The 26,453-nt window shown below is 48.2% G+C and carries 25 protein-coding genes, 4 tRNA genes, 1 other RNA gene and 1 pseudogene; 8 read left to right on the forward strand and 23 right to left on the reverse strand.

Annotation, left to right across the window (positions count from 1 at the left end):
- Window positions 1-3 precede the first annotated feature (3 nt).
- The 4 genes and pseudogenes from mreC to QUW60_RS02905 all read right to left on the reverse strand — a co-directional run bounded on the left by mreC (window position 4) and on the right by QUW60_RS02905 (window position 4,097).
- Window positions 4-861 (reverse strand): rod shape-determining protein MreC, encoded by an 858-nt coding sequence (gene mreC, locus QUW60_RS02890; protein ID WP_258337809.1) that lies wholly within the window; start codon window positions 859-861, stop codon window positions 4-6.
- A 118-nt stretch (window positions 862-979) separates the two neighbouring features.
- A complete protein-coding gene (locus QUW60_RS02895; RefSeq protein WP_258337808.1) occupies window positions 980-2,002 on the reverse strand; it encodes a rod shape-determining protein in 1,023 nt (340 codons plus the stop codon).
- A 105-nt stretch (window positions 2,003-2,107) separates the two neighbouring features.
- A pseudogene (locus QUW60_RS02900) lies at window positions 2,108-2,692 on the reverse strand (IMP cyclohydrolase); the annotation flags it as partial.
- Window positions 2,693-2,954: 262 nt separating this feature from the next.
- Window positions 2,955-4,097: a leucine-rich repeat protein gene (locus QUW60_RS02905; protein ID WP_289558375.1), complete on the reverse strand. Its 1,143-nt coding sequence runs from the start codon at window positions 4,095-4,097 to the stop codon at window positions 2,955-2,957.
- A 521-nt stretch (window positions 4,098-4,618) separates the two neighbouring features.
- On the opposite strand from QUW60_RS02905, the gene QUW60_RS02910 reads away from it, so the two are divergent.
- Window positions 4,619-6,913, forward strand: a complete 2,295-nt coding sequence (locus tag QUW60_RS02910; RefSeq protein ID WP_258338124.1) for an inorganic phosphate transporter — start codon at window positions 4,619-4,621, stop codon at window positions 6,911-6,913.
- 80 nt (window positions 6,914-6,993) lie between these two features.
- Here QUW60_RS02910 and QUW60_RS02915 read toward each other — a convergent pair whose 3' ends face one another.
- Window positions 6,994-7,542 (reverse strand): beta-class carbonic anhydrase, encoded by a 549-nt coding sequence (locus QUW60_RS02915; protein WP_258338123.1) that lies wholly within the window; start codon window positions 7,540-7,542, stop codon window positions 6,994-6,996.
- 116 nt (window positions 7,543-7,658) lie between these two features.
- Between QUW60_RS02915 and QUW60_RS02920 the strand changes: the two genes are divergently transcribed.
- The 3 genes from QUW60_RS02920 (at window position 7,659) to mnmA (ending at window position 10,587) form a co-directional block, all read left to right on the forward strand.
- Window positions 7,659-8,837 carry a phosphoribosylaminoimidazolecarboxamide formyltransferase gene (locus QUW60_RS02920; protein WP_289558376.1) on the forward strand — a complete coding sequence of 393 codons (1,179 nt, stop codon included), beginning with the start codon at window positions 7,659-7,661 and terminating at the stop codon, window positions 8,835-8,837.
- 127 nt (window positions 8,838-8,964) lie between these two features.
- Window positions 8,965-9,361, forward strand: a transfer-messenger RNA (tmRNA) gene (gene ssrA, locus QUW60_RS02925).
- 155 nt (window positions 9,362-9,516) lie between these two features.
- Entirely contained in the window at window positions 9,517-10,587 is a 1,071-nt protein-coding gene (mnmA, locus tag QUW60_RS02930) for a tRNA 2-thiouridine(34) synthase MnmA (protein ID WP_289558377.1), read from the forward strand.
- Between the two features lie 102 nt (window positions 10,588-10,689).
- On the opposite strand, the gene QUW60_RS02935 is transcribed toward mnmA, so the two are convergent.
- From QUW60_RS02935 to QUW60_RS02960, 6 genes are all read right to left on the reverse strand, one after another.
- A tRNA-Gly gene (locus QUW60_RS02935) sits at window positions 10,690-10,765 on the reverse strand.
- 7 nt (window positions 10,766-10,772) lie between these two features.
- A tRNA-Tyr gene (locus QUW60_RS02940) sits at window positions 10,773-10,855 on the reverse strand.
- A 25-nt stretch (window positions 10,856-10,880) separates the two neighbouring features.
- Window positions 10,881-10,953 (reverse strand) — tRNA-Gly (locus QUW60_RS02945).
- 7 nt (window positions 10,954-10,960) lie between these two features.
- A tRNA-Tyr gene (locus tag QUW60_RS02950) sits at window positions 10,961-11,043 on the reverse strand.
- 47 nt (window positions 11,044-11,090) lie between these two features.
- Complete coding sequence (gene ribH, locus QUW60_RS02955; RefSeq protein WP_258338120.1) at window positions 11,091-11,585, reverse strand: 6,7-dimethyl-8-ribityllumazine synthase; 495 nt, start codon at window positions 11,583-11,585, stop codon at window positions 11,091-11,093.
- A 103-nt stretch (window positions 11,586-11,688) separates the two neighbouring features.
- A complete protein-coding gene (locus QUW60_RS02960) occupies window positions 11,689-12,366 on the reverse strand; it encodes a tetratricopeptide repeat protein (protein WP_258338119.1) in 678 nt (225 codons plus the stop codon).
- Window positions 12,367-12,511: 145 nt separating this feature from the next.
- Between QUW60_RS02960 and recF the strand changes: the two genes are divergently transcribed.
- Both recF and QUW60_RS02970 read left to right on the forward strand, forming a co-directional pair.
- A complete protein-coding gene (gene recF / locus QUW60_RS02965; RefSeq protein WP_258338118.1) occupies window positions 12,512-13,624 on the forward strand; it encodes a DNA replication/repair protein RecF in 1,113 nt (370 codons plus the stop codon).
- Entirely contained in the window at window positions 13,621-13,911 is a 291-nt protein-coding gene (locus QUW60_RS02970; RefSeq protein WP_289558378.1) for a DciA family protein, read from the forward strand. The genes recF and QUW60_RS02970 overlap by 4 nt, the downstream gene beginning before the upstream one ends.
- Here the strand turns inward: QUW60_RS02970 and QUW60_RS02975 are convergent.
- From QUW60_RS02975 to QUW60_RS03000, 6 genes are read right to left on the reverse strand one after another with little or no spacing between them, the layout of a single operon-like run.
- The gene (locus QUW60_RS02975) at window positions 13,886-14,458 is read right to left on the reverse strand and encodes a 5-formyltetrahydrofolate cyclo-ligase (protein ID WP_258338116.1); all 573 of its coding nucleotides are present in this window, start codon (window positions 14,456-14,458) and stop codon (window positions 13,886-13,888) included. The two genes, QUW60_RS02970 and QUW60_RS02975, sit on opposite strands and share 26 nt — an antisense overlap.
- The gene (locus QUW60_RS02980; RefSeq protein ID WP_289558379.1) at window positions 14,427-16,103 is read right to left on the reverse strand and encodes a S41 family peptidase; all 1,677 of its coding nucleotides are present in this window, start codon (window positions 16,101-16,103) and stop codon (window positions 14,427-14,429) included. Before QUW60_RS02980 ends, QUW60_RS02975 begins: the two co-directional genes overlap by 32 nt.
- Before the next feature lie 11 nt (window positions 16,104-16,114).
- Window positions 16,115-16,552 carry a dCMP deaminase family protein gene (locus QUW60_RS02985; protein ID WP_289558380.1) on the reverse strand — a complete coding sequence of 146 codons (438 nt, stop codon included), beginning with the start codon at window positions 16,550-16,552 and terminating at the stop codon, window positions 16,115-16,117.
- Between the two features lie 10 nt (window positions 16,553-16,562).
- A complete protein-coding gene (locus tag QUW60_RS02990; RefSeq protein ID WP_289558381.1) occupies window positions 16,563-17,027 on the reverse strand; it encodes a DUF4847 family protein in 465 nt (154 codons plus the stop codon).
- An 18-nt stretch (window positions 17,028-17,045) separates the two neighbouring features.
- The gene (locus tag QUW60_RS02995; protein WP_289558382.1) at window positions 17,046-19,100 is read right to left on the reverse strand and encodes a M3 family metallopeptidase; all 2,055 of its coding nucleotides are present in this window, start codon (window positions 19,098-19,100) and stop codon (window positions 17,046-17,048) included.
- On the reverse strand, window positions 19,097-19,801 hold the full coding sequence (locus QUW60_RS03000; RefSeq protein WP_258338111.1) for a Crp/Fnr family transcriptional regulator: 705 nt from the start codon (window positions 19,799-19,801) through the stop codon (window positions 19,097-19,099). Before QUW60_RS03000 ends, QUW60_RS02995 begins: the two co-directional genes overlap by 4 nt.
- A gap of 323 nt (window positions 19,802-20,124) precedes the next feature.
- Here QUW60_RS03000 and QUW60_RS03005 point away from each other — a divergent pair, with 323 nt between their 5' ends.
- Together QUW60_RS03005 and pfkA are read left to right on the forward strand one after the other, a co-directional pair.
- Window positions 20,125-20,724 carry a MarC family protein gene (locus tag QUW60_RS03005; RefSeq protein WP_258338110.1) on the forward strand — a complete coding sequence of 200 codons (600 nt, stop codon included), beginning with the start codon at window positions 20,125-20,127 and terminating at the stop codon, window positions 20,722-20,724.
- Window positions 20,725-20,866: 142 nt separating this feature from the next.
- Window positions 20,867-21,850 carry a 6-phosphofructokinase gene (gene pfkA, locus QUW60_RS03010; protein WP_258338109.1) on the forward strand — a complete coding sequence of 328 codons (984 nt, stop codon included), beginning with the start codon at window positions 20,867-20,869 and terminating at the stop codon, window positions 21,848-21,850.
- 72 nt (window positions 21,851-21,922) lie between these two features.
- Here the strand turns inward: pfkA and ndk are convergent, their stop codons facing one another.
- The 6 genes from ndk to QUW60_RS03040 form a co-directional block, all read right to left on the reverse strand.
- Entirely contained in the window at window positions 21,923-22,390 is a 468-nt protein-coding gene (ndk, locus tag QUW60_RS03015; RefSeq protein WP_258338108.1) for a nucleoside-diphosphate kinase, read from the reverse strand.
- Between the two features lie 59 nt (window positions 22,391-22,449).
- The gene (locus QUW60_RS03020) at window positions 22,450-22,818 is read right to left on the reverse strand and encodes a DUF2752 domain-containing protein (protein WP_258338107.1); all 369 of its coding nucleotides are present in this window, start codon (window positions 22,816-22,818) and stop codon (window positions 22,450-22,452) included.
- Between the two features lie 3 nt (window positions 22,819-22,821).
- Entirely contained in the window at window positions 22,822-23,085 is a 264-nt protein-coding gene (locus QUW60_RS03025; protein ID WP_258338106.1) for a CD225/dispanin family protein, read from the reverse strand.
- A 12-nt stretch (window positions 23,086-23,097) separates the two neighbouring features.
- Complete coding sequence (locus tag QUW60_RS03030) at window positions 23,098-23,538, reverse strand: CD225/dispanin family protein (protein WP_289558383.1); 441 nt, start codon at window positions 23,536-23,538, stop codon at window positions 23,098-23,100.
- Between the two features lie 158 nt (window positions 23,539-23,696).
- On the reverse strand, window positions 23,697-24,902 hold the full coding sequence (locus QUW60_RS03035; protein WP_289558384.1) for a DUF1810 family protein: 1,206 nt from the start codon (window positions 24,900-24,902) through the stop codon (window positions 23,697-23,699).
- Window positions 24,903-24,992: 90 nt separating this feature from the next.
- Window positions 24,993-26,453: an aminoacyl-histidine dipeptidase gene (locus QUW60_RS03040; protein ID WP_289558385.1), complete on the reverse strand. Its 1,461-nt coding sequence runs from the start codon at window positions 26,451-26,453 to the stop codon at window positions 24,993-24,995.

A 26,453-nucleotide genomic window follows, 5' to 3' on the forward strand; every position in this document is an offset into this window, starting at 1 on the left:
GGTCTATTGTTTGTCGGATGCGGTTCGTGCGCTGTCTTCCAGATGTACTTGTTCCGTTCCGGTTGTCGAACTGATCACTTGCACGTCATTTAATTTCGCAAAGTCGGTAAAAAGTTTGACTTTCAGCAGATAGGACAATCCGTCGTGGCTGTCCTTCATGTCGTCGATGATGCCGACGGGAATCCCTGCGGGGAATACGGCGCTGTATCCGCTGGTAACGATTGTATCGCCCAGCGTGAACTCTGAGTGTCTGGGCATGTCCTTCACGTAAGCATATTGCGACGACCCTCCTTCCCATTTCAGGATGCCGAAATAGGATGTCCTTTTGATTTTGCAGCTGATGTTGCTTTGTGAGTTGAGGACAGGCAGAACGATGGAGTGGTTGGCCCCTGTGAGATAGATGATGCCGACAACACCGTTTCCGCAGACTACTCCCATTTCGGGGCGTATTCCGTCGTTGCGGCCTTTGTCGATGGTTATGAAATTGTTGGGATGAGTTACGCTGTTGTTCGTAACCCGTGCAGAGAACAGCCGGTAGCCTTTCAGCGATTCCTGGCGGAGCTTGTCGAGCGAAGTCGTGTCGCGCGTGTAGCGTTGCAGCTGCTCGGTAAGCCGTTCGAGTTCTATTTCAAGTTCGACATTGCGCCGTGTCAGGTCGCTGTTTATGTCTGCCAGGCTGAAATAGCGTGTGATGTGGTTGACAGCATCATAGACCGCTCCGCTCAGCCGGTTGGCCGAAGTGAAGAATACACTGCCTTGATAGTTGTTGAACCGGAATAATAGCACGAACGAAATCACTTCCAGCAGAACAAAGAGCAACCAATGGTTGTATTTTAACAGGAAATTAATCAAGTTTCGCATATCAGGGCAGTCTATAGGTCTAATTGAACGGAGAATTGAAGATGGAGATGAGCGTTTGTTCCGGTATGTTGCGGAAGCAGCCCTCCATGTTCAATTCTCCAGCTCTTGTGTATCTTGTTTACCGCATCAGGAAAGAGAAGCGGTCGACATTCTTCAATGCCACACCCGTACCTTTGGCAACGCTCAGCAGCGGATCTTCTGCGATGTGGAACGGAATGTTGATCTTGTCTGTCAGTCGCTTGTCCAGTCCTCTCAATAAAGCGCCTCCGCCTGCCAGATAGATGCCGTTGTTCACGATGTCGGCATAAAGTTCGGGCGGAGTGTTCTCCAGTGCGCTGAGGATGGCCGATTCAATCTTGGCGATTGTCTTTTCCATGCAATGGGCTATTTCTTCATACCCTACGGGTACTTCCATCGGAAGTGCCGTAATGCGGTTCGGTCCGCGCACGATGTAGTCTTCCGGAGCGTCCTCTCCCAGGTCGGTAATGGCAGAACCTACGTGAATCTTGATGCGTTCGGCCATACGTTCGCTCACCCTGACGTTGTGCTGGCGGCTCATATATTCCTGAATGTCGGCAGTCAGTTCGTCGCCGGCCACACGGATGGAGTTGTTTGACACGATGCCTCCCAATGATATCACGGCAATTTCTGTGGATCCGCCGCCGATGTCGACCACCATGTTTCCTTCGGGAGCTTCTACGTCCAGCCCGATGCCGAGCGCTGCCGCCATCGGTTCAAAGATAAGATAGACGTCGCGTCCTCCGGCGTGTTCAGCGCTGTCGCGTACGGCGCGCAGTTCCACTTCCGTCGAACCGGAGGGTACACCGATAACCATGCGCAGCGAGGGCGTGAAGAGGTGGCGTCCTGAGTTGACTTTCTTGATAAGCCCTCTCATCATCTGTTCGCATGCGTTGAAGTCAGCGATCACTCCGTCGCGGAGCGGCCTGACCGTGCGGATATTGGGATTTTCTTTTTCGTACATCATCTTGGCACGTTCGCCCACGGCTATCATCTTGTCGGTGCGGCGGTCTAAAGCCACAACCGACGGCTCATCGACAACGATCTTGTCATTGCTGATGATGATGGTGTTGGCCGTTCCAAGATCCATTGCAATATTTTGTGTAAATGAGAATAAGCCCATTTTCTCTGTTGATTGATAGTTGACTGTTGATGAAAGACGGTTAAGCGGGAAGCATGCATTCCGTAGGGAATGTCTGTTTCTCCCTTTTCCTGTTTTTTATTTCTTGAAGTAGTCGCGGATTGCCGAATCATAGTGCGACGACACCGTGAATGCTTCTCCGGCAAACCAGCGGCGCTGTTCGCGTGTCGTTTCAGCTCCCTGGCTCTTCAGAATGTCGAGCAGCGGCTGGTACTGATGCTTGCTTGCAACGATAACCACGTCGTTGAAGTTTTTGGCTCCGGCTCTGATCAGCGAAATTCCTCCTATATCTATTTTTTCGATGATGTCCTGTTCAGAAGCGCCGCTGGCCACAGTGTCTTCAAACGGATACAGGTCAACGATTACCAGATCTATTTCCGGGATTTCGTATTGTGCCACCTGCTGCTGGTCGCTTTCCAGTTCGCGGCGGCAAAGTATGCCTCCGAAAATTTTGGGATGAAGCGTCTTGACACGGCCGCCGAGAATTGACGGATAGGTTGTGATGTCTTCAACTGCCTTGCAGGGATATCCCAGCGATTCGATGAACTGGCGGGTTCCGCCTGTTGACATGAATTCTACGCCTTCTTCATGAAGCTTTGCCAAAATGGCATCCAGTCCGTCCTTGTGGTAAACGGATACCAGAGCGGTCTTTATTCTTTTTGTTTCTGACATGCTTTTTTCTTTTAAAAGTGATTCGGCTGCAAAAATACAAATTTTCAGGAGATAAGTTGTTGCATGGAAACATAAAAATGTGTTTTTTTTCTGATAATCTGATAAATTGCAACCGGAAGCGGATTCCTGCCTTTTTTTGCCGGGCGGATATGCCGGCGCGGTTTTCTTCAAATCAAAGCGGACCGCCATTCTTTGTCCGGAATGACGGCCCGCCTGGAATTGAAATAAGAAAAGTATTGAGCCGGTGCTATATGAAAGTTTTTTATTCTTTCGGATATGTTTCTATTTTTTTCCAGTCCTTGTCTTTCCACTTGTTTCCGGATTCGGGAGCTTGGTCGAGCCAGAGCGTGCAGTTTGCAGTGTCGAGCCCCTCAAACGTGTTGGGAAGCACTTCTGCCGAGGCGTTCAGCTTCAGTTCGGCCAGCGCGTCACATCCTTGGAAGATGCGTTGTCCGATGAAGGAAACTTTCGGCATTTCTGCGGAGCGCAGCCTGTAGCACCCGAAAAAGGCCGCGTTGCCGGCGGTCTGCAGTTTGGGGAAAACGGCAGTTTCCAGCGCCTCGCAATTGATGAACGCAAAATCTCCGACCGATTCAACTTTTGGCATGGATAAGGCAGACAGCGAGTGGCACTCCGTAAAGGCGTTCTCTCCGATTGAAACAAGCCCTTCGCCCGTGATGGACTCGAGCGAGATGCAGCTTATGAAAGCATAGCTGCCTATCGCTTTCACTTCATCGGGCAGAACCACACGTTTCAGTCCGTTCTTTCCGTTGAACGCATAAGGGGGAAGCCCGGGCAGCGTCTTGAGGTCGCCGGATTCCACCTGCGGCCATCCGTTTACGCCCGACATGTCTATCACTTCGACCTTGGTTCCTAAAAAGGGATTCTTTACATCCGTCACATATCCCTCGGCGTCTTTTACGGTTTCGATGCCCAGTTTCGAAAAGTCGCCCGAAAGGATGTATTCGGTAATGCCTTTCCCGTCGGCATTCTTTATGGCCCGTGCCACGGATTCTGCATCCGGATAGTCGGCGAGGGCGATGCGTATGGAAGTTTCGGGCTGAGATGTTTCTGAAGCCTTCACCGTAACCTCGCACACGGCTGTATGTCCGTTTACGGTTGCCGTCACTTCGGTTTCTCCTTTGGCCACGGCCTTAAGCAGACCTGTTTCGGAAACGGTGGCGACGGATGCGTCGACACTTCCCCAATTCACCTGATAGTCGGTTGCGGGAGTGATTTTGAGCGACAACTGATGTTCTTCGCCTACAGTAAGTGTGATGCTTTTTTCTAATGAAAGAGTTAAGGTTTCTGTGGGTGGATTGTCGTTGTTCTTTTCCGAGCAGGCAGCCAATCCGGACAAGGCAGCAAAGAGTGCCAAAACATTCAGTACGTTCTTTCGTTTCATGTTGTCTGTTCTTTGTTATATTATAAATGTATATTTTGCAAAAATATATACAATCCGGATGCCGGTTTTGTTCATTGATTGATTTTTATTAACAGGCTGGAGGCTGCATGGTTGGGGGCAAACGTTGGCGGGCTTCCGGCGGCTTTGCTGGCATGCAGCCTGTTGCCTGCATCCGGAAAACGGCTGTTTGGGATATCCATACGCGGCATCTTGCCCGGAATTATCCGTCATTTTTATCTCTTCACTGGAGTGAGGAGATCGTATTACTGAAGTGAAGAGATTGCATCGCTGGAGTGAAGAGATCGTATCACTGGAGTGAAGAGGTTTGGCTGTCGGGATATTTTCTGCAGGCGGACGGCGGAAGTGCGGCCTGCTGCCTTGGCCGATGTCTGTCTGGTCTGCCTTTATTTGCCCCCACCTCCGATTTTGTAACACAATTGTAACATGCGTAACATTTCTGTTTCAGAAAAAAAGACTAACTTTGTGCCCAGAAAAAACATAGTGAATCAATAAACTAACGTATGGAAACCCTTTATTTAGGAATCGTTATTTTCCTGTTCATGCTGGCGGTGTTCGATCTGCTGGTAGGTGTCAGCAACGATGCTGTCAATTTCATGAATTCCGCCGTCGGCGCGAAAGTAGCAAAGTTCAGAACAATCGTCATTATTGCCGCTCTGGGAGTATTTGTCGGTGCTGTTTCAAGTAACGGAATGATGGATATAGCCCGTCACGGAATATTCCATCCGGTCAACTTCAGTTTCTACGACCTTATGTGTATTTTTCTTGCCGTTATGGTGACGGACGTGGTGCTGCTTGACATATTCAACACGTTGGGGCTTCCTACTTCAACTACGGTTTCGATGGTGTTCGAACTGCTGGGAGGAACATTCGTTCTTGCGATTCTGAAGATTATCGGAGATGAAACGGGGATGCTGAGCCTGGGTGACATGATGAATACGGAAAAGGCACTTTCTGTGATTATGGCCATCTTCCTTTCTGTAGCAATCGCTTTTGTGGCCGGTACGGTGGTACAGTACATTTCTCGAATCATCTTTACATTTAATTATAAGAAACATCTTTCTTGGACAATCGGAATCTTTGGCGGAATAGCGGTTACGGCCTTGGGATACTTCATCGTGATCCAGGGACTGGCCAGCGCCTCGTTCATGACGAAAGAGTCGATGCAGTGGGTGCTCGACAATACGCCGATGCTGGTGGGCGCCTGCCTTGTCGTTTCAACCGTCTTGATGCAGATTCTTCACTGGTGCAGAGTGAATGTGTTCAAGATTATCGTCCTTCTGGGAACGTTCTCTCTGGCTTTGGCTTTTGCCGGAAACGACCTTGTGAACTTTATCGGTGTGCCGCTGGCAGGCTTCTCTTCTTACACCGACTATGTGGCCAATGGCGCCGGAGTTGATCCTCATAACTTTATGATGGATTCGCTGATGGCTTCTGCCAAGACTCCGGTAGTGTTCCTTATTGCGGCCGGCCTTGTCATGGTCTACGCGCTGGCCACTTCTAAAAAAGCCCAGAATGTGATCAAGACTTCTGTCGATCTGGCACGCCAGGAGGAGGGAGATGAAATGTTCGGCTCTTCCGGACTTGCCCGTCTGATTGTGCGTCGCGCAACGAACTTCAACGATTTTATGGTGCGCAACATTCCGGCGGGAATGCGCAACTGGATTAACAGCCGTTTCAATAAAGACGACGTGATTCTTGAAAACGGTGCCGCTTTTGATATGGTGCGCGCCTCTGTCAATCTGGTGCTTTCGGGCTTGCTGATCATCATCGGTACCACCATGAAGCTGCCTCTTTCTACCACCTATGTGACATTTATCGTGGCTATGGGTACTTCGCTGGCCGACCGTGCGTGGAGCCGCGAAAGTGCAGTCTACCGCATTACAGGCGTGCTTTCCGTTATCGGCGGCTGGTTTATCACTGCATTTACGGCCTTCACCATTTGTGCCGTCGTGACATTTGTGATGTATTATGCCAGCTTTGTCGGCATGTTCCTGTTCATCGTGCTGGCGGTATTCCTGCTTGTGCGCAGCAACATCAAGTTCGGAAAGAAAGAGAAGCTGGAAGATCAGGACAACATTTTCAAGCGCATGATTCAGAGCAAGGACAAGGCCGAAGTGCTTGCGCTGCTTCGCGAACATGTGAAGGATACGCTTGCTTTTTATGTTGACTTTGCCGAAAAGAACTATGTGAAAGTAACCGACGGATTTATCAATGAGGACTTGAAGAGCCTCCGCAAGGCGATGAATGCAACGGATGAAGAAAAGAAGATGCTGAAGAAGCGCCGCCGCAAGGAAATCCTTGGCTTGCGCCGTCTTCCGATGACCGTGGCTATCGAGAAAAATACCTGGTTCCATCTCGGAAGCAACAGCTGCGAAGAGATGCTCTACTGCTTGAAGCGTATCTGTGAGCCTTGCAAGGAGCATGTCGACAACAACTTCAATCCGGTTCCGGCCGAGTACGTGCAGGAATTCCTTCCGATGCGCGAACGTCTTTGCGACCTGATGGAGCGTACGAGGGCTTGCATTCTTGCCAACGACTATACGGATGCGGATAAGATCCTGAAAGAGGGAGATGACCTGAAGAACAGCATTTCTTCTCTCCGCAAGCAGCAGATGAACCACATCCAGGAAGCTGACAGCACTTATCTGAAGGCCAACATGGTTTACCTGAACATTCTGCAGGAATCTCAGGAGCTGGTGAGCATCTGGCGCCATCTGCTCCGTGCGAGCCGCTTCTTCCAGGCCGACTATGTCCCTCAAGAATCGTCTGAAATTGCTTTGGCAGAAGAAAAGTAAGAAAGATTTGTGAATCTTTATGATAGGGGTTAGGACGCAACGCCGGTTTGGGGCGTTGCGTCTTTTTTTATTTGGCGGAACTATTCGGCGTTTATTTCCACAAGCTCCCCGGTGACGGAGTTCATGATGAATCCTCTGACAGAGATGTCGTTCGGAACGAGCGGGTGATGCTTCACGATGGCTACGCTTTTCTGTACGGCTTCTTCCGTGTCGGTGAATCCGCTGAGCCACTGGCGGAGATTCACGTCGCAGTATTCCATCATGTCGATGTGGTCTTGCGAAACCCCTCTTTCGCGCATGTGTTTCAGCATTATTTCGCTGTCCATGTGCTGCACTCCGCAGTCCGTATGCCCGATAATCATCACCTCCTTCACTCCCAGTTCATAGATAGCCACCATCAGGCTTCGCATGGCACTTCCGAACGGGTGGTTGATGGTTCCTCCTGCGTTCTTTATCATCTTCACGTCGCCGTTCTTGATTCCCAGTGCGGCGGGGAGCAGTTCGGTCAGACGTGTGTCCATGCAGGTCACAATGGCAATTTTCTTGTCAGGATACTTGTTTGTGATGTATTTTTCATATCCCTTGCTCTCCACGAAAGAGCCGTTGAATTTAAGCAGTTCGTCTATCATGATTCTTTGTATTTAGGATTCTTTTTCAGGCAAAAATACATAATCTTTCGCCTGGCTTTAATCAGGGATGCGGGATTTTTCGTATTTTTGTAGAAAATCTATCAAACTGAAAATATATGGCAAAAGAACTCGCACTCAAGTACGGCTGCAACCCTAACCAGAAGCCGGCCCGCATTTTCATGCAGGAGGGAGAACTGCCGATTGAAGTCCTGAACGGACGCCCCGGATACATTAATTTTCTGGATGCGTTGAACGGATGGCAGTTGGTGAAAGAATTGAAAGAAGCTACCGGTATGCCGGCCGCAACCTCATTCAAACATGTAAGTCCTGCCGGAGCTGCTATCGGTTTGGAGCTGGACGATACATTGAAGAAAATTTATTTTGTGGATGATCTGCCGCTCTCTCCGCTGGCCAATGCATATGTGCGTGCCCGCGGCGCCGACCGTATGTCTTCTTACGGTGATTTCATCGCCCTGAGTGATGTGTGCGATGAAGAAACCGCACGCTTTATTCATCGGGAGGTTTCTGACGGTGTCATTGCTCCGGGCTATACCGATGCGGCGCTGGAAATATTGAAAAGCAAGCGTAAGGGAACTTACAATGTCATCAAGATCGATCCGGAATACAAGCCGAATCCGATAGAGCATAAAGATGTGTTTGGCGTTACTTTCGAGCAGGGACGCAATGAAATCAAGCTGAACGGCCCCGAATTGTTCGAAAACATTCCGACACAGAACAAGCATTTCACGGATGAGGCCAAACGTGATCTGATGATTGCGCTGATTACGCTGAAATATACCCAGTCAAATTCCGTATGTTATGTGAAGGACGGTCAGGCTATCGGTATCGGTGCCGGGCAGCAAAGCCGTATCCACTGCACCCGTCTGGCAGGCAATAAGGCGGATATCTGGTATCTGCGCCAGCATCCGAAGGTTCTCAATTTGCCGTGGGTGGAAAAAATCCGCCGGGCCGACCGTGACAATACGATTGATGTGTATATCAGTGAAGAACACGACGACGTGCTTGCCGAAGGCGTATGGCAGCAGTTCTTTACCGAGAAGCCGGAAGTGCTGACGCGTGAAGAAAAACGTGATTGGCTGAAATCGCTGAAGGGAGTTTCCCTCGGATCTGACGCTTTCTTCCCATTCGGTGACAATATTGAGCGTGCGCACAAGAGCGGCGTGGAGTTCATCGCTCAGGCCGGAGGCTCTGTACGCGACGACCATGTTATCGCCACTTGCGACAAGTATGGCATTGCAATGGCATTTACGGGCATCCGTCTGTTCCATCATTGATTTTTCTTTGCTGCAGATAGTGGTAATTCACCGCAGGCTTTTGCCTTGCGGTGAATTTTTTATGGATTCTTTTGCCGTTTCAGCAAAATATGATATATTTGCAGCCCATATTAGATACAGAACTCTTGGGCTTGTTTGGTTTTGACAGCGAGAGAGGTGGTATGTAAGCATGCAGTGCGTCGGTGATTTGCACTATAATCTCAGTTACTGAACTTTTATCTGGCAACGAAAACTATGCTCTCGCTGCTTAATCGAAGTACAGTAGATTAGCTTTATTTCTGCCACAGTGGCGGAAACGAGACATCGCTCAAAAGCTCTTGTTCCGAAGCGTTTGATAAAGCGGTGCAGCAAAATCGGGAATAGTTTCAGTCTTGTCCTGCGGCTGGGATGAAATTTTAGGGACTAAGGCACAAGTGGGTGGCTCTGGTCTTGCTTATGCACGAAAACCGAAGGCAGAGATAAGCATGTAGAAAGCGTATGGCTTCCTTGTTTGGACGAGGGTTCGACTCCCTCCAGGTCCACAAAGAGAATTTAAGACCCACTGAACTTCAGTGGGTCTTTCTTTGGAGATACTTTTACATCCCGTTTCCTTTCTCTGTTTTTGCATGTATCTTTGGGGCTGTGCCCTGATTGGCATCGGTTGCCGTTGGTTTATTTTTTATTTAGGAGATTTTTATTGATGGAAATTGCTGTGTTGTTGTCGGGAGGGGTTGACAGTGCTGTTGCTGTGCATCAGTTGTGTGCGGAAGGCTATAAACCGTCCCTGTTCTATATCCGTATAGGTAATAATGAAAGCGGTTATTCAGACTGCTCGATGGAAGAAGATCTGGAAATGTGTCATGCCGTGGCCCGGCGTTACGGCTTGCCTTTGGAGGTGGTCGATCTGCATCAGGAATATTGGGACCGGGTAGTAACTTATGCTATCGAGAAAGTGCGGTGTGGGCTTACTCCAAACCCGGACGTGATGTGCAACCGCCTTATAAAATTCGGCTGTTTTGAAGAAAGGGTAGGGCATCTTTTTGATAAGACGGCTACAGGGCATTATGCCACTACGCTTGAGCGCGAGGGTAAAATATGGTTGGGAACCGCTGTAGACCCGGTGAAGGATCAGACCGATTTCTTGGCGCAGATTGACAGCCTGCAAGTGTCCAAACTGCTTTTCCCTGTGGGGAAGCTGATGAAAAGCGAGGTGAGAGAAATCGCCTTGAATATGAAGCTGCCCAATGCCAGACGACGGGACAGTCAAGGCATTTGTTTCTTGGGAAGGATTAATTACAATGACTTTATCCGTCATTTCTTGGGAGAGAAAGAAGGTGCGGTCGTGGAAAAAGAAACCGGCAAGATTCTGGGATCGCATCGTGGCTACTGGTTTCATACCATCGGGCAGCGCAAAGGACTGGGATTAGGCGGCGGTCCGTGGTTTGTGGTTGATAAGGATATTGACAGCAATGTGGTTTATGTGTCACATGGCTATGATACGCCTTTGCAATATGGAACTCGGGTCTGCTTGCATGATTTTCATTTCATTACAGATGACCCTTGGCTTGGTGAAACGTTTCCGGTCGACGTTTGTTTCAAAATCCGCCATACTCCGGAGTTTATCCGAGGGAAGTTGATGCGTGCAGGTGAAAGTTCAGTCTATGTGCTGGAGTCTGAGGCTCCGTTGCAGGGAATTGCTCCGGGGCAGTTCGGCGTGATTTACGATCGTGATGCCCGCATCTGCTTTGGAAGCGGAGAGATACGCTTCTGAGCGTTGGTTGCGTTTTAAGTATTTGAAAGAGGGAGGCTTGGGTCTTCCTTTTTTCTTGTGCATACAAAAAAATGGATGCATCGCAATGATACATCCATTCAGTGGAGCGGAAGACGGGACTCAAACCCGCGACCCTCAGCTTGGAAGGCTAATGCTCTATCAACTGAGCTACTTCCGCAGTTGTGTGGGCAAGGATGGATTCGAACCACCGAAGGCATAAGCCAGCAGATTTACAGTCTGCCCCATTTGGCCACTCTGGTACTTGCCCCCATTTTGTTGTAATTATGAAAAAGAGCGGAAGACGGGACTCAAACCCGCGACCCTCAGCTTGGAAGGCTAATGCTCTATCAACTGAGCTACTTCCGCAATTGTGTGGGCAAGGATGGATTCGAACCACCGAAGGCATAAGCCAGCAGATTTACAGTCTGCCCCATTTGGCCACTCTGGTACTTGCCCAACACGCAATGAACTGTTGTTTTTTCAATTGCGTTGCAAAGGTACAACTATTTTCTTAATCTGCAAACAAAATCAATCATTTTTATTGCTGTTACAGCACATTCATCTCCTTTATTACCCAATTTCCCGCCAGCGCGATCTTCAGCCTGCTGCATATTGTTGGTTGTGATGAGTCCGTAAATAACAGGTATGTCCTGAGTTGCATTCAAGTGGGTGAGTCCCTGTGTAGCACCGCTGCATACATAGTCGAAGTGAGGAGTTTCTCCGCGTATTACGCATCCCAAAGCGATGACCGCATCTACTTTTCCGCTTTTGACGAATTGGGCTGATCCGAAAGTCAGTTCAAAACTTCCCGGGACAGTGTATACCAAGATGTTTTCATCTTTGGCTCCATGTTTTTTCAGTGTCTTGACTGCTCCTTCAAGCAGTGCTCCTGTTATGTTGTGGTTCCATTCTGAAACGACAATGCCGAAACGCATTTCCGATGCGTCCGGAACAGAATTGAAGTCATAGTCTGACAAGTTATGATAAGCTGTAGCCATAGTGGTTTGTGGTTTAAATATTGTTTTATAAATGACTGAAGCGAAGAATCAGAATCTGTTCCGGTCCTTCGCTTCAATCGTTATCATCAAGGATGTTTTTGTATTATTTCAAAGAAGCGCGTTCGATGTATTTGTCAATATCCATTGCCTGGTAAGAATTGGCATACTTGGTCTTTACCTCTTTATATACTTTTACTGCATCTTCATTTTTGCCTTGCTTTTCGAGAATCTGGCCGGCTTGAATCAGATAAATCGGACTGAGTGTCATGCTGTTTGCCTTCTCGGCTGCGTTTTGAAGCGTTGAAGCTGCCTTGTCAAGCTGTCCGAGCTGCGCGTAGCAGTTTCCCAATGTTCCTAAAACAGCCGGTGCTACCAGTGCGTCTTTGCCGCTGAACTTGTCAAGATATTTCACAGCGTCTTCGTATTTGCCAAGCTGCGCATAGCAGATTCCTGCATAAGCGTTTGCCAGATTTCCGGCATCGGTGCCGCTGAATTCATCAGCCAGCTTTACGAAGCCTGCATATCCCAGACTGTCGCCGTTCAGTGCGATTTCAAATTGGTCTATTCCGAAGTATTGTTCGCCTTTGAATATTGCTTCAGAAGCTTTGATTTCTTTTGGGGTAGCGATGAAATGGTTGTAGGCCAAGAATCCGCCGACGATAACCACTATTGCAACGATGGCTCCCAAGAATACGTTTTTGTTTTTGATCAGGAACGCTTCAGAAGTGCTTAATGCTTCGTCCACATTCATAGGTTCGTGAGTGTGCTTTTGTTCAGTCATTTTTATTGTTGTTTTTTTATTATTTCCTTGTTCGATTTTCAGTCAGCAAAAGTAGTTTATTTATACTTATAAATGAAATTTGGAGCCATGTTTTTTTATCAATACTGCTTTTATTCTTAATTTTGTATCGTAAAAGGATGGAAATATGTGGCTGAAACGGATATCAATACTTAATTATAAGAATCTGGAGCAAGTGGAACTGGATTTTTCGCGGAAGATGAACTGCATCATCGGGAAGAACGGAATGGGAAAGACCAACCTGATGGATGCGGTGTATTATCTGTCGTTCTGCAAAAGTGCGACAAACTCTGTCGATTCCCAGAATATCCGTCATGGGCAGGACTTTTTTGTCCTTCAGGGATTCTATGAAACGGACGGAGGAGAGCCGGAAGAACTCTATTGCGGACTGAAAGCCCGCCAAAAGAAAAAGTTCAAGCGCAACAAAAAAGAGTACAGCCGTTTTTCCGACCACATCGGGCTGATACCTTTGGTGCTGGTTTCTCCTTCTGACTCTTTGTTGATTGCCGGCGGAAGTGAGGAACGGCGCAAATTCATGGACATGGTGATTTCGCAGTATGACCGCGGATACCTGGATGCCTTGATTCGTTACAACAAGGCTGTCAGCCAGCGCAACACTCTGTTGAAGTCGGAGGTTGAACCGGATGAAGAGCTGATGTCGGTTTGGGAAGAAATGATGGCGTCTTCCGGGGAGATTGTCTATGCAGGGCGGAAAGCTTTCATTGATGAGTTCATACCTATTTTCCAGTCATATTATTCTTATATATCGCAGGATCAGGAATGTGTAAGTCTGGCCTATCAGTCGTGTGCTTCGCAGGGAGATCTGCTTGCCCAAATACAGCAGAACCGGCAGAAGGACAGGGTTATGGGATTTTCTTTGAAAGGAGTTCATAAGGATGACCTGATTATGAAAATAGGCGATTTCCCCATTAAGCGCGAAGGATCGCAGGGGCAGAACAAAACGTACTTGATTGCATTGAAACTGGCTCAGTTTGAATTTCTGAAGCGTACAGGAAGCCGGACTACTCCGTTGGTGCTGCTTGACGACATATTTGACAAGCTGGATGCTTCGCGCGTGGAGCAGATTGTGAAAGTGGTTGCAGGGGACAGTTTCGGGCAGATATTCATTACTGACACAAACCGTGACCATCTGGATAAAATATTGCGCAAAATCGAAGGCGACTACAAGCTTTTTGAAGTGGACAACGGCATTGTGTCGGAACGGAAGGAGGATTTATGAAGCGGAGCAATACCGAACTGTTAGGTGATATAATCAGGCGGTATCTCCGTTTGGAGGGACTTGAAACGCCGCTGAATGAATATCGTCTGGTAGACGCATGGAAAGATGTGGTGGGACCGGCCGTTACCCGCTACACAACGAATCTTTATATCCGTAACCAGGTGCTTTACGTGCATCTTGCTTCGTCTGTGGTGCGCCAGGAACTGATGATGGCGCGCGAGATGCTTGTCCGCAATTTGAATGCTCAGGTAGGTTCGCAAGTTATAGTGGATATTGTGTTTCGCTGACACGCCCGTTTTCTGTCCATACCTCGTTCATTTTCTGATCGCTGCTTTCTGCCGGGATTTTATCCAGCAGTTGGAATCCGAAGCATATGCCGATGCGGTAGGTGTGTCTGAGCCTGTACAGTGTGCGGTCGTAATAGCCTTTTCCCCGGCCAAGTCTGTTGCCCTGTCTGTCGAATGCCACTCCGGGGATTATAGCCAATTCGATGTCTTGTTCTTCGACGAGCGTTCCGTCGGCCGGCTCTCCGATGCCGAAACAACCCGGCTTCAGATTCCTTATGCCATTGTATATTCTGAGTTCCAGTTCATCGCCTTTGATGACAGGCAGTACAATCCGTTTGCTCTTTTCCCATTTTTCGATGAACTTGTGTGTCTGCACTTCGTCGGGAAGAGAGTGATAGAGCAATACGGTTTGCGCCCGTTTGAAGCGCGGATGGTCTTCCAGCTTTTGCAGCAGGCTGGAAGACCATTCTGAAAGTTGCGCTTCGGCGTACAGTTTCTTTTGAGCGGCAATTTGCTTACGCAGCTTCTGTTTTTCTTCGTTCATCATTTTCTTTGGCTGCTTGTTCGGATGCAGGAGCCTGCGGGAAAGATTCTCCTTTCTCGAGCACTTCCACTGCTTTCTGCACCGTATTGTCTGTTTTGTTCAAGAACTCGATATAAGCTTCAATGCCCAACATGTTATAGATTATATTTCCATACAGGCTGAGCTCGAACAACTCTCTTGATTTCATCATGAGATTATTGCGGCGTTTCAGTCCCCTTTTCTCAGCCCATCCAGCAAACTGGTTAAGCAGGTTCTGCTTTTTCAGGTAAGCTTCCATCTTTTCCGGTGTATCGTATTCTTGCAGTTTCTGCCGGTTATGGTCTGTATAGTCGAACGAATACCGGATGATCAGTCCCCTGTTTGCCGCCATGCGGAAATAAGAAGTCATTCCGGTCGTGTCCTGAGGAACGAAAATGTCAGGCATGATTCCTCCGCCTCCATAAACCGGGCGTCCCAGGCTGGTATGGTATACTTCTTTCTCGTTCTGCTTGATGCTGTCGGCCGAGAAGAACTCCCCGTGTTCGTATCTTGTCAGCAGATCCAGTTCGTATTCGTCTTCTTTCCCTTTTTCATAAGGCTTCTGGATGCAGCGACCCGAAGGGGTGTAGTAGCGGGCAATGGTCAGCCGGATGGCAGAACCGTCGCTGAACTCTATCGGCTGCTGCACCAGCCCTTTGCCGAACGAGCGCCGTCCGATGATGGTTCCGCGGTCATTGTCCTGGATGGCTCCGGCAAATATTTCGCTTGCGGATGCCGACCCTTCGTCCACCAGCACGATGAGCGGCATCTTCTGGCTGCTTCCTGTCCCGTTTGACGTGTAGTTCTCACGCGGAGCCTTGCGCCCTTGCGTATAGACGATGAGTCGGTTGTTAGGCAGAAATTCGTTCACCATCTGGATGGCAGCTGCCATATATCCCCCTGTGTTCCCCCGCAGGTCGATAATCATCCCTTCGCAGTTCTTCTGATTCAGCTTGGCCAGTGCAACCAACAGTTCGGGATAAGTGGTTTCTCCAAATTTGTTGACCTTTACATAACCGAACTTGTCGGTGATCATATAGGCTGCATCAACGCTTTTGACCGGAATGTCGCCGCGCACCACCGTAAAATGAAGCGTTCCTTTTTCTCCGGGGCGGTAGATGCCTAACTTCACCTTGCTGCCCTTTTCTCCCTTCAGACGTTTCATGGCTTCCTGGTTGGTGACGATTTTTCCGACGAATGCCGAATCATCCACTTCAATGATGCGGTCGCCGGCCATCAGTCCGACTTTTTCAGAAGGTCCGCCTTTTATTACACTGTTCACATGGATGGTGTCGTCCTGGATAGTGAATTGGATGCCGATTCCGCTGAAGCTGCCTTTCAGATCTGCGGTGACGGCTTCCAGGTCTTTGGCTGGAATGTAGGAAGAGTGCGGATCGAGTTCAGAAAGTATCTGGGGCATCGCTTCCTCCACCAGGTCTGTGATGTTGACTGTATCCACGTATTGTTCGTCGATGATATGCAGCAGCGCGTTCAGTTTGTTGGATGAAGTATTGATGATGCCCAGTTTGTTTCCGGAAAAATGGTTCGCATAGAATGTGCCTATGGCTATACCTGCTACCAGACACACTGCCAGCAGGAAGGGCATGAACCGTGAATTGTTGTTTTTCATATCTTTTTGTTTTATATGTTTTCTGGATTCAGGTAGACTACCTCTATGTCAGCCCGTTTCAGCAGTTCGATACCGTCTTCCAGGCGGTATTTTTCAGCGTAGACCACACGTTTGATGCCTGCCTGTATAATCAGTTTGGCGCATTCGATGCACGGAGATGCGGTCACGTACATGGTAGCGCCTTCGCTGCTGTTGCTTGAGCGTGCTATTTTGGTGATGGCGTTTGCCTCTGCGTGAAGTACATAAGGCTTTGTCAGTCCGTGTTCGTCTTCGCATACGTTTTCGAAGCCCGAAGGCGTGCCGTTGTATCCGTCGGAAATGATCATTTTGTCTTTCACGATCAGCGCGCCCACCTGCCTGCGCTGGCAATAGGAGTTCTCTGCCCATATTTGTGCCATGCGCATGTATCTTTTATCCAAGATTTCCTGTTTATGTTCTGTCTGTTTCATAATCTGCCGGTTAGTCAAGATGCCTTAGCTGCATAAAAGTTGTACGTTCTTGCGGGGCCAGTTGGAGCAAGTTGCTGTCCCCTTTGTAATATTTTACGAGCTTCAGGGTGTTGATGAACTCTGCGTTTTTTCCGCTTGTCTGAATGCTTGTCTGCACATTGTCGGAGATGGAGAAGCTGCGGTCGTCCGGATTGGCGCTCCATTTTCCGCTGAATGTTCCTCCGCTCAATGTACCTTCAAAGGTGCCGTCGTCTTTGAAGGTTATGCTCAGATCGAGCAGTTGCTTGAGATCGCCTTGCGTGGTGTATTTGGGCCGTCCCGGCTTGTTCCAGTCATCCCAGTTTCCGCCGGAATAATAGTTTACGAGTTGCCATTTCCCGCTGACAAATATTTCCATGATGTCATCCTCCTGGTTGCATCCGCACAAAATCAGCGGAAGCATTGCTACAGCCAGGATGTATCTTAAGTTCTTCATAATTGTATATCAATAATGTTATTGTTTTATTCCGTTTCTTCTGAGCAGTGCATCGATTGTTGGCCCTTGTCCGCGGAAGCGTTTGTAGAGCGTCATCGGATGTTCGGTGCCTCCTTTCGACAGGATGCAGTCGCGGAACGACTGCGCCACTTTGCTGTTGAATATGCCTTTTTCCTGAAATAGCGAGAACGCGTCGGCATCCAGCACTTCCGCCCATTTGTAGCTGTAGTATCCGGCGGCGTAGCCTCCCGACATGATATGGCCGAACTGTACGCTCATGCAGGTTTCGTCGGGTTGGGGAAGTGTCTGCGCCTTTGTCCACGATTCCTTTTCGTAGGCTTTCACATCCCCTTCAAACGGTGAGGTGCGGGTGTACCATGCCATGTCGAGCAGTCCGAAGCTTACTTGCCGCAGGCAAGCGTAAGCCGCATTGAAGTTGGACGAATCGATTATGCGCCGGATCAGTTCCTCCGGAATCGGCTCTCCTGTCACGTAATGGCGTGCGAAGGTGCTCAGAAACTCTTTTTCCGTCGCAAAGTTCTCCATAATCTGAGAGGGAAGTTCTACGAAATCCCAGTATACGTTGGTTCCGCTCATGCTCTTGAACCGGGTGTTTGCGAATATGCCGTGGAGCGCATGTCCGAATTCATGCAGAAAAGTGGTCACTTCTGAGAAAGTCAGCAATGCCGGCCGATCGGAAGTGGGTTTCGTGAAGTTCGTTGTTATGGAAACGTGCGGACGGCTGTTGTTGCCTTCAGCGTCGGTCCATTGCTCTTTGTAGCTGGTCATCCATGCGCCGGAGCGTTTGCCTGCCCTCGGGTGGAAGTCGGCATAAAGTACGGCCAGGTAGCTTCCGTCTTTGTCGTATACCTCATAAGCCTGAACGTCGGGATGGTAAACGGGAATCTCCTTGTTTTCCTTGAAAGTGATTCCGTAAAGTCTTGTGGCGAGTCCGAAAACTCCCTGCTTTACCTTGCCCAGCTCGAAGTAGGGGCGAAGTTCTTCGTCGTTCAGGCTGTATTTCCGGTCTTTCAGCTTTTCGGCATAATAAGAGAAATCCCAGGGCATCAGGATGAAGTTTTCGCCTTCCGTTTCGCGTGCCAATTTTTCAACTTCCTCCACTTCCTTGCGTGCGGCTGGAGAATAGGCATCCAGCAAGTCGTTCAGCAGCTTGTATACATTGCCGCTGTTCTCTGCCATCCGTTTGCGCAGCACATAGTCCGCAAAGTCTTTAAATCCGAGCAGTTGTGCCATTTCCATGCGGATGTTTACAATCCGCTTCACTATTTCCGTGTTGTTGTATTCGTTGGCGTGCGTGCATTGCGTGTTGTAAGCCATGTAGAGCTTCTTGCGCAGCCCGCGTTTTGCGCTGTATTTCATGAAAGGCACATAGCTGGGTGCCTGCAGGGTAAACATCCAGCAGTCTTTCTTGCCTTTTTCCTCAGTGGCATGTCTGGCAGCCTCGACGGTGCTTTCCGGCAATCCTTCCAGTTCGTTTTTGTCTGTCAGGACAAGTTCGAAGCTGTTTGTTTCTTTCAAGTGGTTTTGGGCGAACTTCAAGGTGAGCGAACTCAGTTCGGCCGACAGTTTCCGGTAGATTTCCTTGTCGCTGTCGGAGAGGTCTGCCCCGTTGCGCATGAATCCGTCGTAAGTCTTTTGCAGAAGCTGTTCCTCTTCAGCAGTCAGTTTTAGCGATTCTTTTTGCGCATACACCTGTTTGATACGGCTGAACAGCTTGGGGTTCAGGCTTATGTTGTTGCTGTGTTCAGACAGTTCCGGCATCATTTTTTCTGCCAGCGCGTCCATTTCATCGCATGTTTCCGCACTCATCAGGTTGAAGAACACGGTGGTGACACGTTCCAGCAGTGCGCCCGAATTCTCCAGAGCCAGAATGGTGTTCTCGAAAGTGGGCGGTTCCGTATTGTCGGTTATCCGCTCGATTTCCCTGTCTTCCTCATTCATTCCTTCACGGATGGCAGGCTCATAGTCATTCAGCTCAATCCGGTTGAACGGAACGGTTTCGTGCGGTGTTCCGTATGCGTGCAGAAAAGGGTTTTCTCTGTGGGTGTTCATTTGTTCGTTTCCTTTTTCTTTTTGTTTTTACAGAAGTCAATCAGCGTTGCAAGCTCGGGCACTAATATTTTCTTCCGGCTGAGCTTTATCAGTCCGTTGTCCTGCATGTCATTGAGGGCGGTCGAGATGTTCAGCCTGGTGTCGGTGAGCATTTCGGCAAAATCCTCCATCTTCACATACAATGTTTTCGGTCCCTGCTGCGTGTTGCAGCGCAGTGTGAGGAACGATATGATTTTTTCGTACGTGTTTCCTATGCGTACGTCCCATAATTTCTTGTTGAGCATTTGCGCCCGGCTGCTCAGCATGTTGAGGTAGTTGAGCATGAAGATATCGTAGAGCCTGAGGTTGATCAGCAGATATTTCTTGTCGATGGTCAGTACGTTAGTTTCTGTGGAAGCGAAGTAAGTTGCGCTGTAGTACGGCTTCAGCCCGAAGAGCGAGTATGGCTCGATGATATGGGGCGCCTTTATGGTTTCCTGAAGCATGTATTTCTGGTCCGGATCATACGCTTCATACAACACTTCTCCGTCCAGAATGAAGATAAGCTTTTTGCATGCCTCCTCTTCTCTTGCAATGATTGCGTCCTTGCTGTATTTATGGAAATGCAGTTTCACTTTTTCAATGATTTGGGTGAACTCGTTCTTTCCCAATCCCTGAAATAGCGGTAGCTGCAACAGCTTGTCATACATTTGAAATTCCATTTTCATTAACTTTGTTAAGTTATCGTTTTAACATACAAAGTTAACCATAAATTTGACAAGGATGCGTTTGCCGTGCTGCCTTTTATCTTTTTTATCGTTTCTTACAGTCTGATAATGTTTTTGATCTTTGTCGCGGCTGTTTCTGTATCTTCAGTCTGAAGATGTGCATCTCCAGGTTGGATATATATATCTTTAGTCTGAAGATTTGTATCTTCAGGCTAGAGATACAGAGTTCGTGGGGAAATTTGTTTTTGATTGTCTGGTTGTATTTATTGTAATTTGTGCTATCTTTGCCCAAAACTGATTCAAGACTTATAAGACTTATGGGTGCATTTGATTTTCAAGAGCTGTTGAGCGCTTTTATCGTGCTTTTTGCCGTGATTGATATATTCGGGGCTATACCGATTATTTTAGATCAGAAGCAGAAGGGAAGGACGGTCAACGCTATTCGTGCTACGCTTATCGCTTTTGCGTTGTTGCTGGGATTCTTTTTTGCCGGTGACATGATGTTGCGTCTTTTTCAGGTGGATATAGCTTCGTTTGCGGTGGCCGGTGCTTTCGTTATTTTCTTGATGTCGCTTGAAATGATTCTTGACATTGAGATATTCAAGAATATCGGCCCCATTAAAGAGGCGACGCTTGTTCCTCTTGTCTTTCCGCTGCTGGCAGGAGCCGGTTCGTTTACTACCTTGCTTTCGTTGCGGGCGGAGTATGCTTCGGTCAATATTATTCTGGCGCTGGTACTGAATATGATATGCGTTTTTCTGGTGCTTAAGCTGACCGACCGCATCGAGCGTCTTTTGGGCAAGGGCGGAATTTATGTCATCCGGAAGTTTTTCGGAATCATCCTGCTGGCTATTTCCGTCCGCTTGTTTACTGCCAATCTGACTTCGCTTATCGAACAGTTCTATGCCTTGAAGTAAAGAGTTCCGTTGGCTGACAGAAATGCAGACTGTTGTCTTAAAATTTGTGAAATGCCTTAATTTTCAGAAAAAGGATGCCTTTCCTTTTTGCGTGGAGTGGTATTTGCAGTTCCTTGGTCACAGAAACTAATCTCAGAAAATTATGGAAAAGAAAGGTTATATTGGCATTTTGACATCGGGAGGCGATGCTTCGGGCATGAACGCTACTATCCGTGCCATTACGCGGAGTGCTATTTGCAACGGTTATAAAGTCAAAGGTATTTATAGGGGCTACGAAGGCCTGATTCACGATGAGATTCGTGAACTGACCTCCGAAGATGTAAGCAACATTATCCAGCGGGGAGGCACGATTCTGAAAACGGCCCGTTCGAAAGATTTTGAAACGCCAGAAGGAAGGCAGAAGGCATACGAAGTGATGCAGAAAGAGGAAATTACCGCATTGTTTGTTATCGGTGGAAACGGCTCCCTTACAGGTGCCAGGGTATTTGCTCAGGAACATGACGATGTGGTGTGCATCGGATTGCCGGGAACCATTGACAACGACTTGTGCGGTACGGACCGTACGATCGGTTATGATACGGCGCTTAATACGATTGTCGACTGTGTAGACAAGATTCGTGATACGGCCACTTCGCACGAGCGCATATTTTTTGTGGAGGTGATGGGACGTGATGCCGGATTTCTCGCGCAGAACAGTGCGATTGCTTCGGGAGCTGAGGCTGCCATTATTCCGGAAGACCAGACCGACAAGGATCAGTTGGAGGAGTTTATCAGCCGTGGTTTCAGAAAGACCAAGAACAGCAGCATCGTCATCGTGACGGAAAGTGCTACGGGTAAAGGTGCGGCTTATTATGCCGACCGTGTGAAGAAGGAGTATCCGCAATATGACGTGCGTGTCACAATTCTCGGTCATTTGCAGCGGGGCGGTTCGCCAAGTGCGGGCGACCGTATCCTGGCCAGCCGTTTGGGATGCGCCTCCATTCAGGCTTTGATGGAGGGGCAGCGTAATGTGATGATAGGTATCCGTAACGACAAAGTGGTTTATGTGCCCATAGCGGAAGCCATCAAGCAGCATAAGCCTATCGACAACAGTTTGATTGACGTGCTTAACGAGCTGTCGATTTAACGGTGTTAATCAGCAAAAAAGCCACAGGAGGATTGCAGGTAAATCATTCTGTGGCTTTTGTTTTTTCTCTCTTTAATATTCATCGTTGGCGTAGAGGTAAGGCAGTGCGTTGGGCGTATAGTCAAAGATTTCTTCCGGCTTGAAGAAGCGGTTGAGTTCCACAATCGCATGTTCGGGAGAGTCGGATGTGTGTACGATGTTTTCTTGTCCGCTGACGCTGTAATCTCCCCGGATGGTTCCCGGTTCAGCTTTTCGCCCGTTGGTTGCTCCTGTCATGGAGCGTACGACCTGTACTGCATCAACGCCTTCATAACAGCATACGATGACAGGAGAGGCCATCATGGATTTTTTCACACGGCTGAAAAACGGCTTGTCTGCCAGATGCGCATAGTGTTCATTCAGCAACTCGTCGTTCAGTTGCATCATTTTCATTCCTGCCAGTTGCAGACCTTTCCGTTCGAAACGTGAAGTGATTTCTCCCACCAGTCCGCGTTGTACTGCGCTGGGTTTCAGAATGACTAATGTTTTTTCAAGATTCATTGTTATGGTTTTAAAAGGTTTTTGAAAGCAGACTGATTGCCTGGCTGCTTCAAAAGCAGCTATACGTTAAATATGTTTCTGCATATGCCCCAAGCTACAACGATCACAAAATAGCTCCAGATAAAAACGGGACGGTGAATCTTTCTGTAAAATAGAGGATTCTTTTTTCTTGCAAGTTCCGCATATCCCAAAAGAAGAAGAATCGGCAGGGACAATACGAGAAGCGCGTTGTAGCTGAAAGCTTGTGCTATGTCAAGATGAAGAAGGCTGTGGACAGCCCGCTGTGAGCCGCATCCGGGGCAGCGGAATCCGGTGAGCATCAGGAAAGGACATTTGGGAAACAGTGCTGTTGTGCCGGGATTGAAGGCAAAGAATACGAATCCTAAAGCAGCGGCAAGCAATGCTATCAGAATGCCCTTTCCTTTCATTTGTCAGGAGTTTAGCAGACTGAGAAGTGTGGCTCCGTAGATGAGCGTGTAGAGAATGATGACAACGATTCCGGCAAAGAATCCGATTTTGGTCCATTTGCCTGCATTCTTGCTGGCTGCTTCAGCTTCTTCATATTTGCCTGCCGCATAGAGAGAACTGACTTTGGCGGCAAAGACGATACCTGCGATGCCAAACGGCAGGCAGCAGAAAATTGTAACGAGGATGGATTCGGCCATCCATGTTTTTGGACATGTGTTTGTTTCCATAATAAAAAATATTTAAGAATAATGTTCAAAGATAATGGTGGATACAAGGAAGAAGACATAAAGCAGAACGCCTGCCAGTCCTACGAAGAATCCCCACAGAATCCATTTTTTTGCTTGGTTTGAGCGGTATACCGATTCTTCATAAAGCCCGCCGTAGTAAAGAGTGTCTACCTTTACGGCGTTGATGATGCCGACAATGCCAAACGGCAGGCAGCAAAAGAGGGTGACCAGAATGGATTCCACCAGCCATGTTTTCGGCATTGGCTGCTGGACGGGAGGAGCCGGGGGTGTTTTATAAATAATGTCATTCAGCTTGGGAACATCCTTTGCCGCTTTCCATTCTTTGTATCCTACTGCCCATACCAGCGTATGAGGAGTAATGTCTTTTGCAGACAGCTCTTCAAGAGTGAACGGACCTTCTTTTTCGTTATTATTTGAAATGTAAAATTCCATGACTCATAATTAATGTTTGTTCATTTTTGTAAAGGTAACTATTTGATTTATAACTTCCAATTTTTTAAACAAAAAAGATGTCCGTTTTGTTTCGCGGATGCGTTTTGTAAAGATCATCCTTGCATCGGCAGTTTGTTTCATGCCTGGGGGCTTTTTTCTTACTGCTTCCTGGGGGATATGAACCTGTTATAAAATTTATGCATGGTATCCGTGAACTCTTTGGGAATTCGTTTTATTGCTTCCTGTCTGATATGGTCCGGTATGCTGCCGTAGTACGCTTCTGCTATTCCTCCGGCAATGGCTCCCATTGTGTCAGCATCGCCTCCCAATGAAACAGCCAGCCGGACAGCACTTTCAAAGTCTGTGCTTTCAAGGAATGCGATGATTGACTCGGGAACACTTCCCTGGCAGGTGACGTCAAATCTGTACGACGGTCTTATCTCGTCGCATCGTCTTTCAAGATTGTAGCCGAATTGCTGTTCTATATATTCTTTGATGTCTTGTTTTTCTTTTCCGTTTCTTGCCAGATAGATACATGCTGCCACTGCCTGTGCTCCTTTGATGCCTTCCGGGTGGTTGTGTGTGTATTCTGCACTTTCTTTTGCTGCTCTCAGCGTTTCTTCCAGTGTGTCGAAGGCCCATCCGACGGGACTGACTCTCATGGCTGATCCGTTTCCGAAACTGTTGTATGGGCCGGAGATTTCTCCTTGAAGCCATTTCCTGAATGTGCCTCCATAGCCGGCATGGGGATAGCTCCGCCCATAACGACGCATTATTTGCGACAGATCGTTTGAGGTAAGCAGCCATTCGGCTATTGCAACAGTCATTACAGTGTCATCTGTGAAAGTGGAAAAAGGACAGAACAGATGGAAATCCTGCTTTTTGGTGCTGTTCCGTTCGTAAAATGAGCCTATGACATCACCGGCTATGCTGCCTAACAAGACGGGCTTGTTGAATCTCCCGATGAGATTCAGCGTCTTTTCATCTGCTTCGCCTTTAAAGTAACGTGTGATTACTTGTCTGAACAAACAGTCATCTGCCGTTTCATTGAAGAGAGTCATGCAGGAGCGTACCTTCATTGCGTCAATCGGTCCGAATATTTCTTTTGCGCTTTTTCCGCTTAAATGGAGCAATGCTTCGGTTGCCTCGCGGAGCCGTTTCCCCAGAACTGGGTGCTTAAGATAGTCTTGCGCTTCATTCAAGTCATCAATGCCGTAGTAGTTGGAGTTATAGCTGAATCCCAGTCCTTTCATCTGTGGAAAAATCCACCAGATCCAGTGGCTTGTCTTCTTTCCTGCTTTTATTTCGGCGAGAGCCTGCTCGTAAGTTGTCTTTTGTGCGTTGAGGAATCGTTCTAAATTCATTGTGTTTTCCGCTAAGGTTGTCTTTGTATAAAAAAATCGGTTTCTGCGTTATTTGGCGGAAACCGATTTGGTATGTAATGGAAGTTGGCGCTATTCCTTTGCCGGAGTATTTTCCAGCGTAGCTGTCAGAAATTCATAAAATTTCTTGACAGACGGGATATTGCAACGCTCTTCCGGAGTGTGCGGACATTCCAAGGTTGGTCCGAAAGAAATCATGTCCAGTCCCGGAATTACTGCACCGATAATGCCGCATTCCAATCCTGCGTGTATAACTTTTACTTCCGGAGTTTCGCCGAATTGTTTTTTGTAAGACTCTTTCATGGCATGGAGAATTGGAGAATTTACATCCGGTTCCCAGCCTGAATAACTTCCGGAACGTTCTACGTGCATGCCGGCCATAGAGAAGCAGCTTTCGATAGCCGTATTTCTGTAGTCTTTCATCGATTCGCGAGCACTGCGAGTCAGCACGTTGATCTCAGCTTTTCCGCCGGCTATCTTTACGATAGCTAAGTTGGAAGATGTTTCTACCGTATCCGGGATTGTGGGGATATAACGCTCCACACCGTTCGGACAGGCATAGATTGCATCCACCAGATTGTCGCGGATTTCATCGGGAACCATGTACTTCGGCAGTTCGACGCGTTCGGCTGTAAAGCTTAAGTTGTCTTCGATTGTGTCGTATTCGTCGCGCCATATTTGTTCGCACTCTCCTACGTAAGCCAGTACATCATCCACTTCCGATTCGGGAACGGTGATGATTGCTTCGCATTCGCGCGGGATGGCATTGCGCATATTGCCTCCTTCCCACGAAACCAGGCAGGCTTCGTCGTATGTAATGACCTGATTCATGAAACGTGCCATCAGCTTGTTGGCGTTGGCGTGGCCCCATCCGATCTGTATTCCGGAGTGTCCTCCTCTTAAACCTTTCAAGGTTACTTTCAGCGCAACGTCTTCCGGATCAGTTTCTTCTTCTTTGTACTCCAATGTAGCCGTGAGGTCTTCTCCTCCGGCGCAGCCGATATAGAGCAAGCCTTCTTCTTCAGAATCGAGATTCAGCAGGATATCTCCTTCAATCGTTCCCGGTTTCAGTCCGAAAGCTCCGTACATTCCGGTTTCTTCGTCAGCTGTTATCAGCCCTACCAGCGGTCCGTGCTTCAATGTCTTGTCTTCCATTATAGCCATAATGGCAGCAACTCCCATGCCGTTGTCCGAACCCAATGTGGTTCCTTGGGCTTTAACCCAGTCGCCGTCTATATATACTTGCAGCGGATCTTTTTCAAAATCATGTTCAACGCTTTTTTCTTTCTGTGGCACCATGTCCATGTGTGCCTGCAAGATTACGGTCTTGCGGTTCTCCATACCCGGAGTGGCCGGTTTGCGGTAAACGATGTTTCCGGTTTCATCCTGGAATGATTCTACGCCGGCTTGTTTGCCGAATTCGAGCAAGAAAGCCTGGATTTTCTCCAAATGTCCCGAAGGACGGGGAATTTGAGTTAACGAATAGAAATGTTTCCACACGTTTTGCGGAGCTAAAGAAAGGATTTCGTTCAT

The organism is Bacteroides gallinaceum (assembly GCF_030373775.1).
In the GTDB taxonomy this organism is placed as follows: Bacteria; Bacteroidota; Bacteroidia; order Bacteroidales; family Bacteroidaceae; genus Phocaeicola; species Phocaeicola excrementipullorum.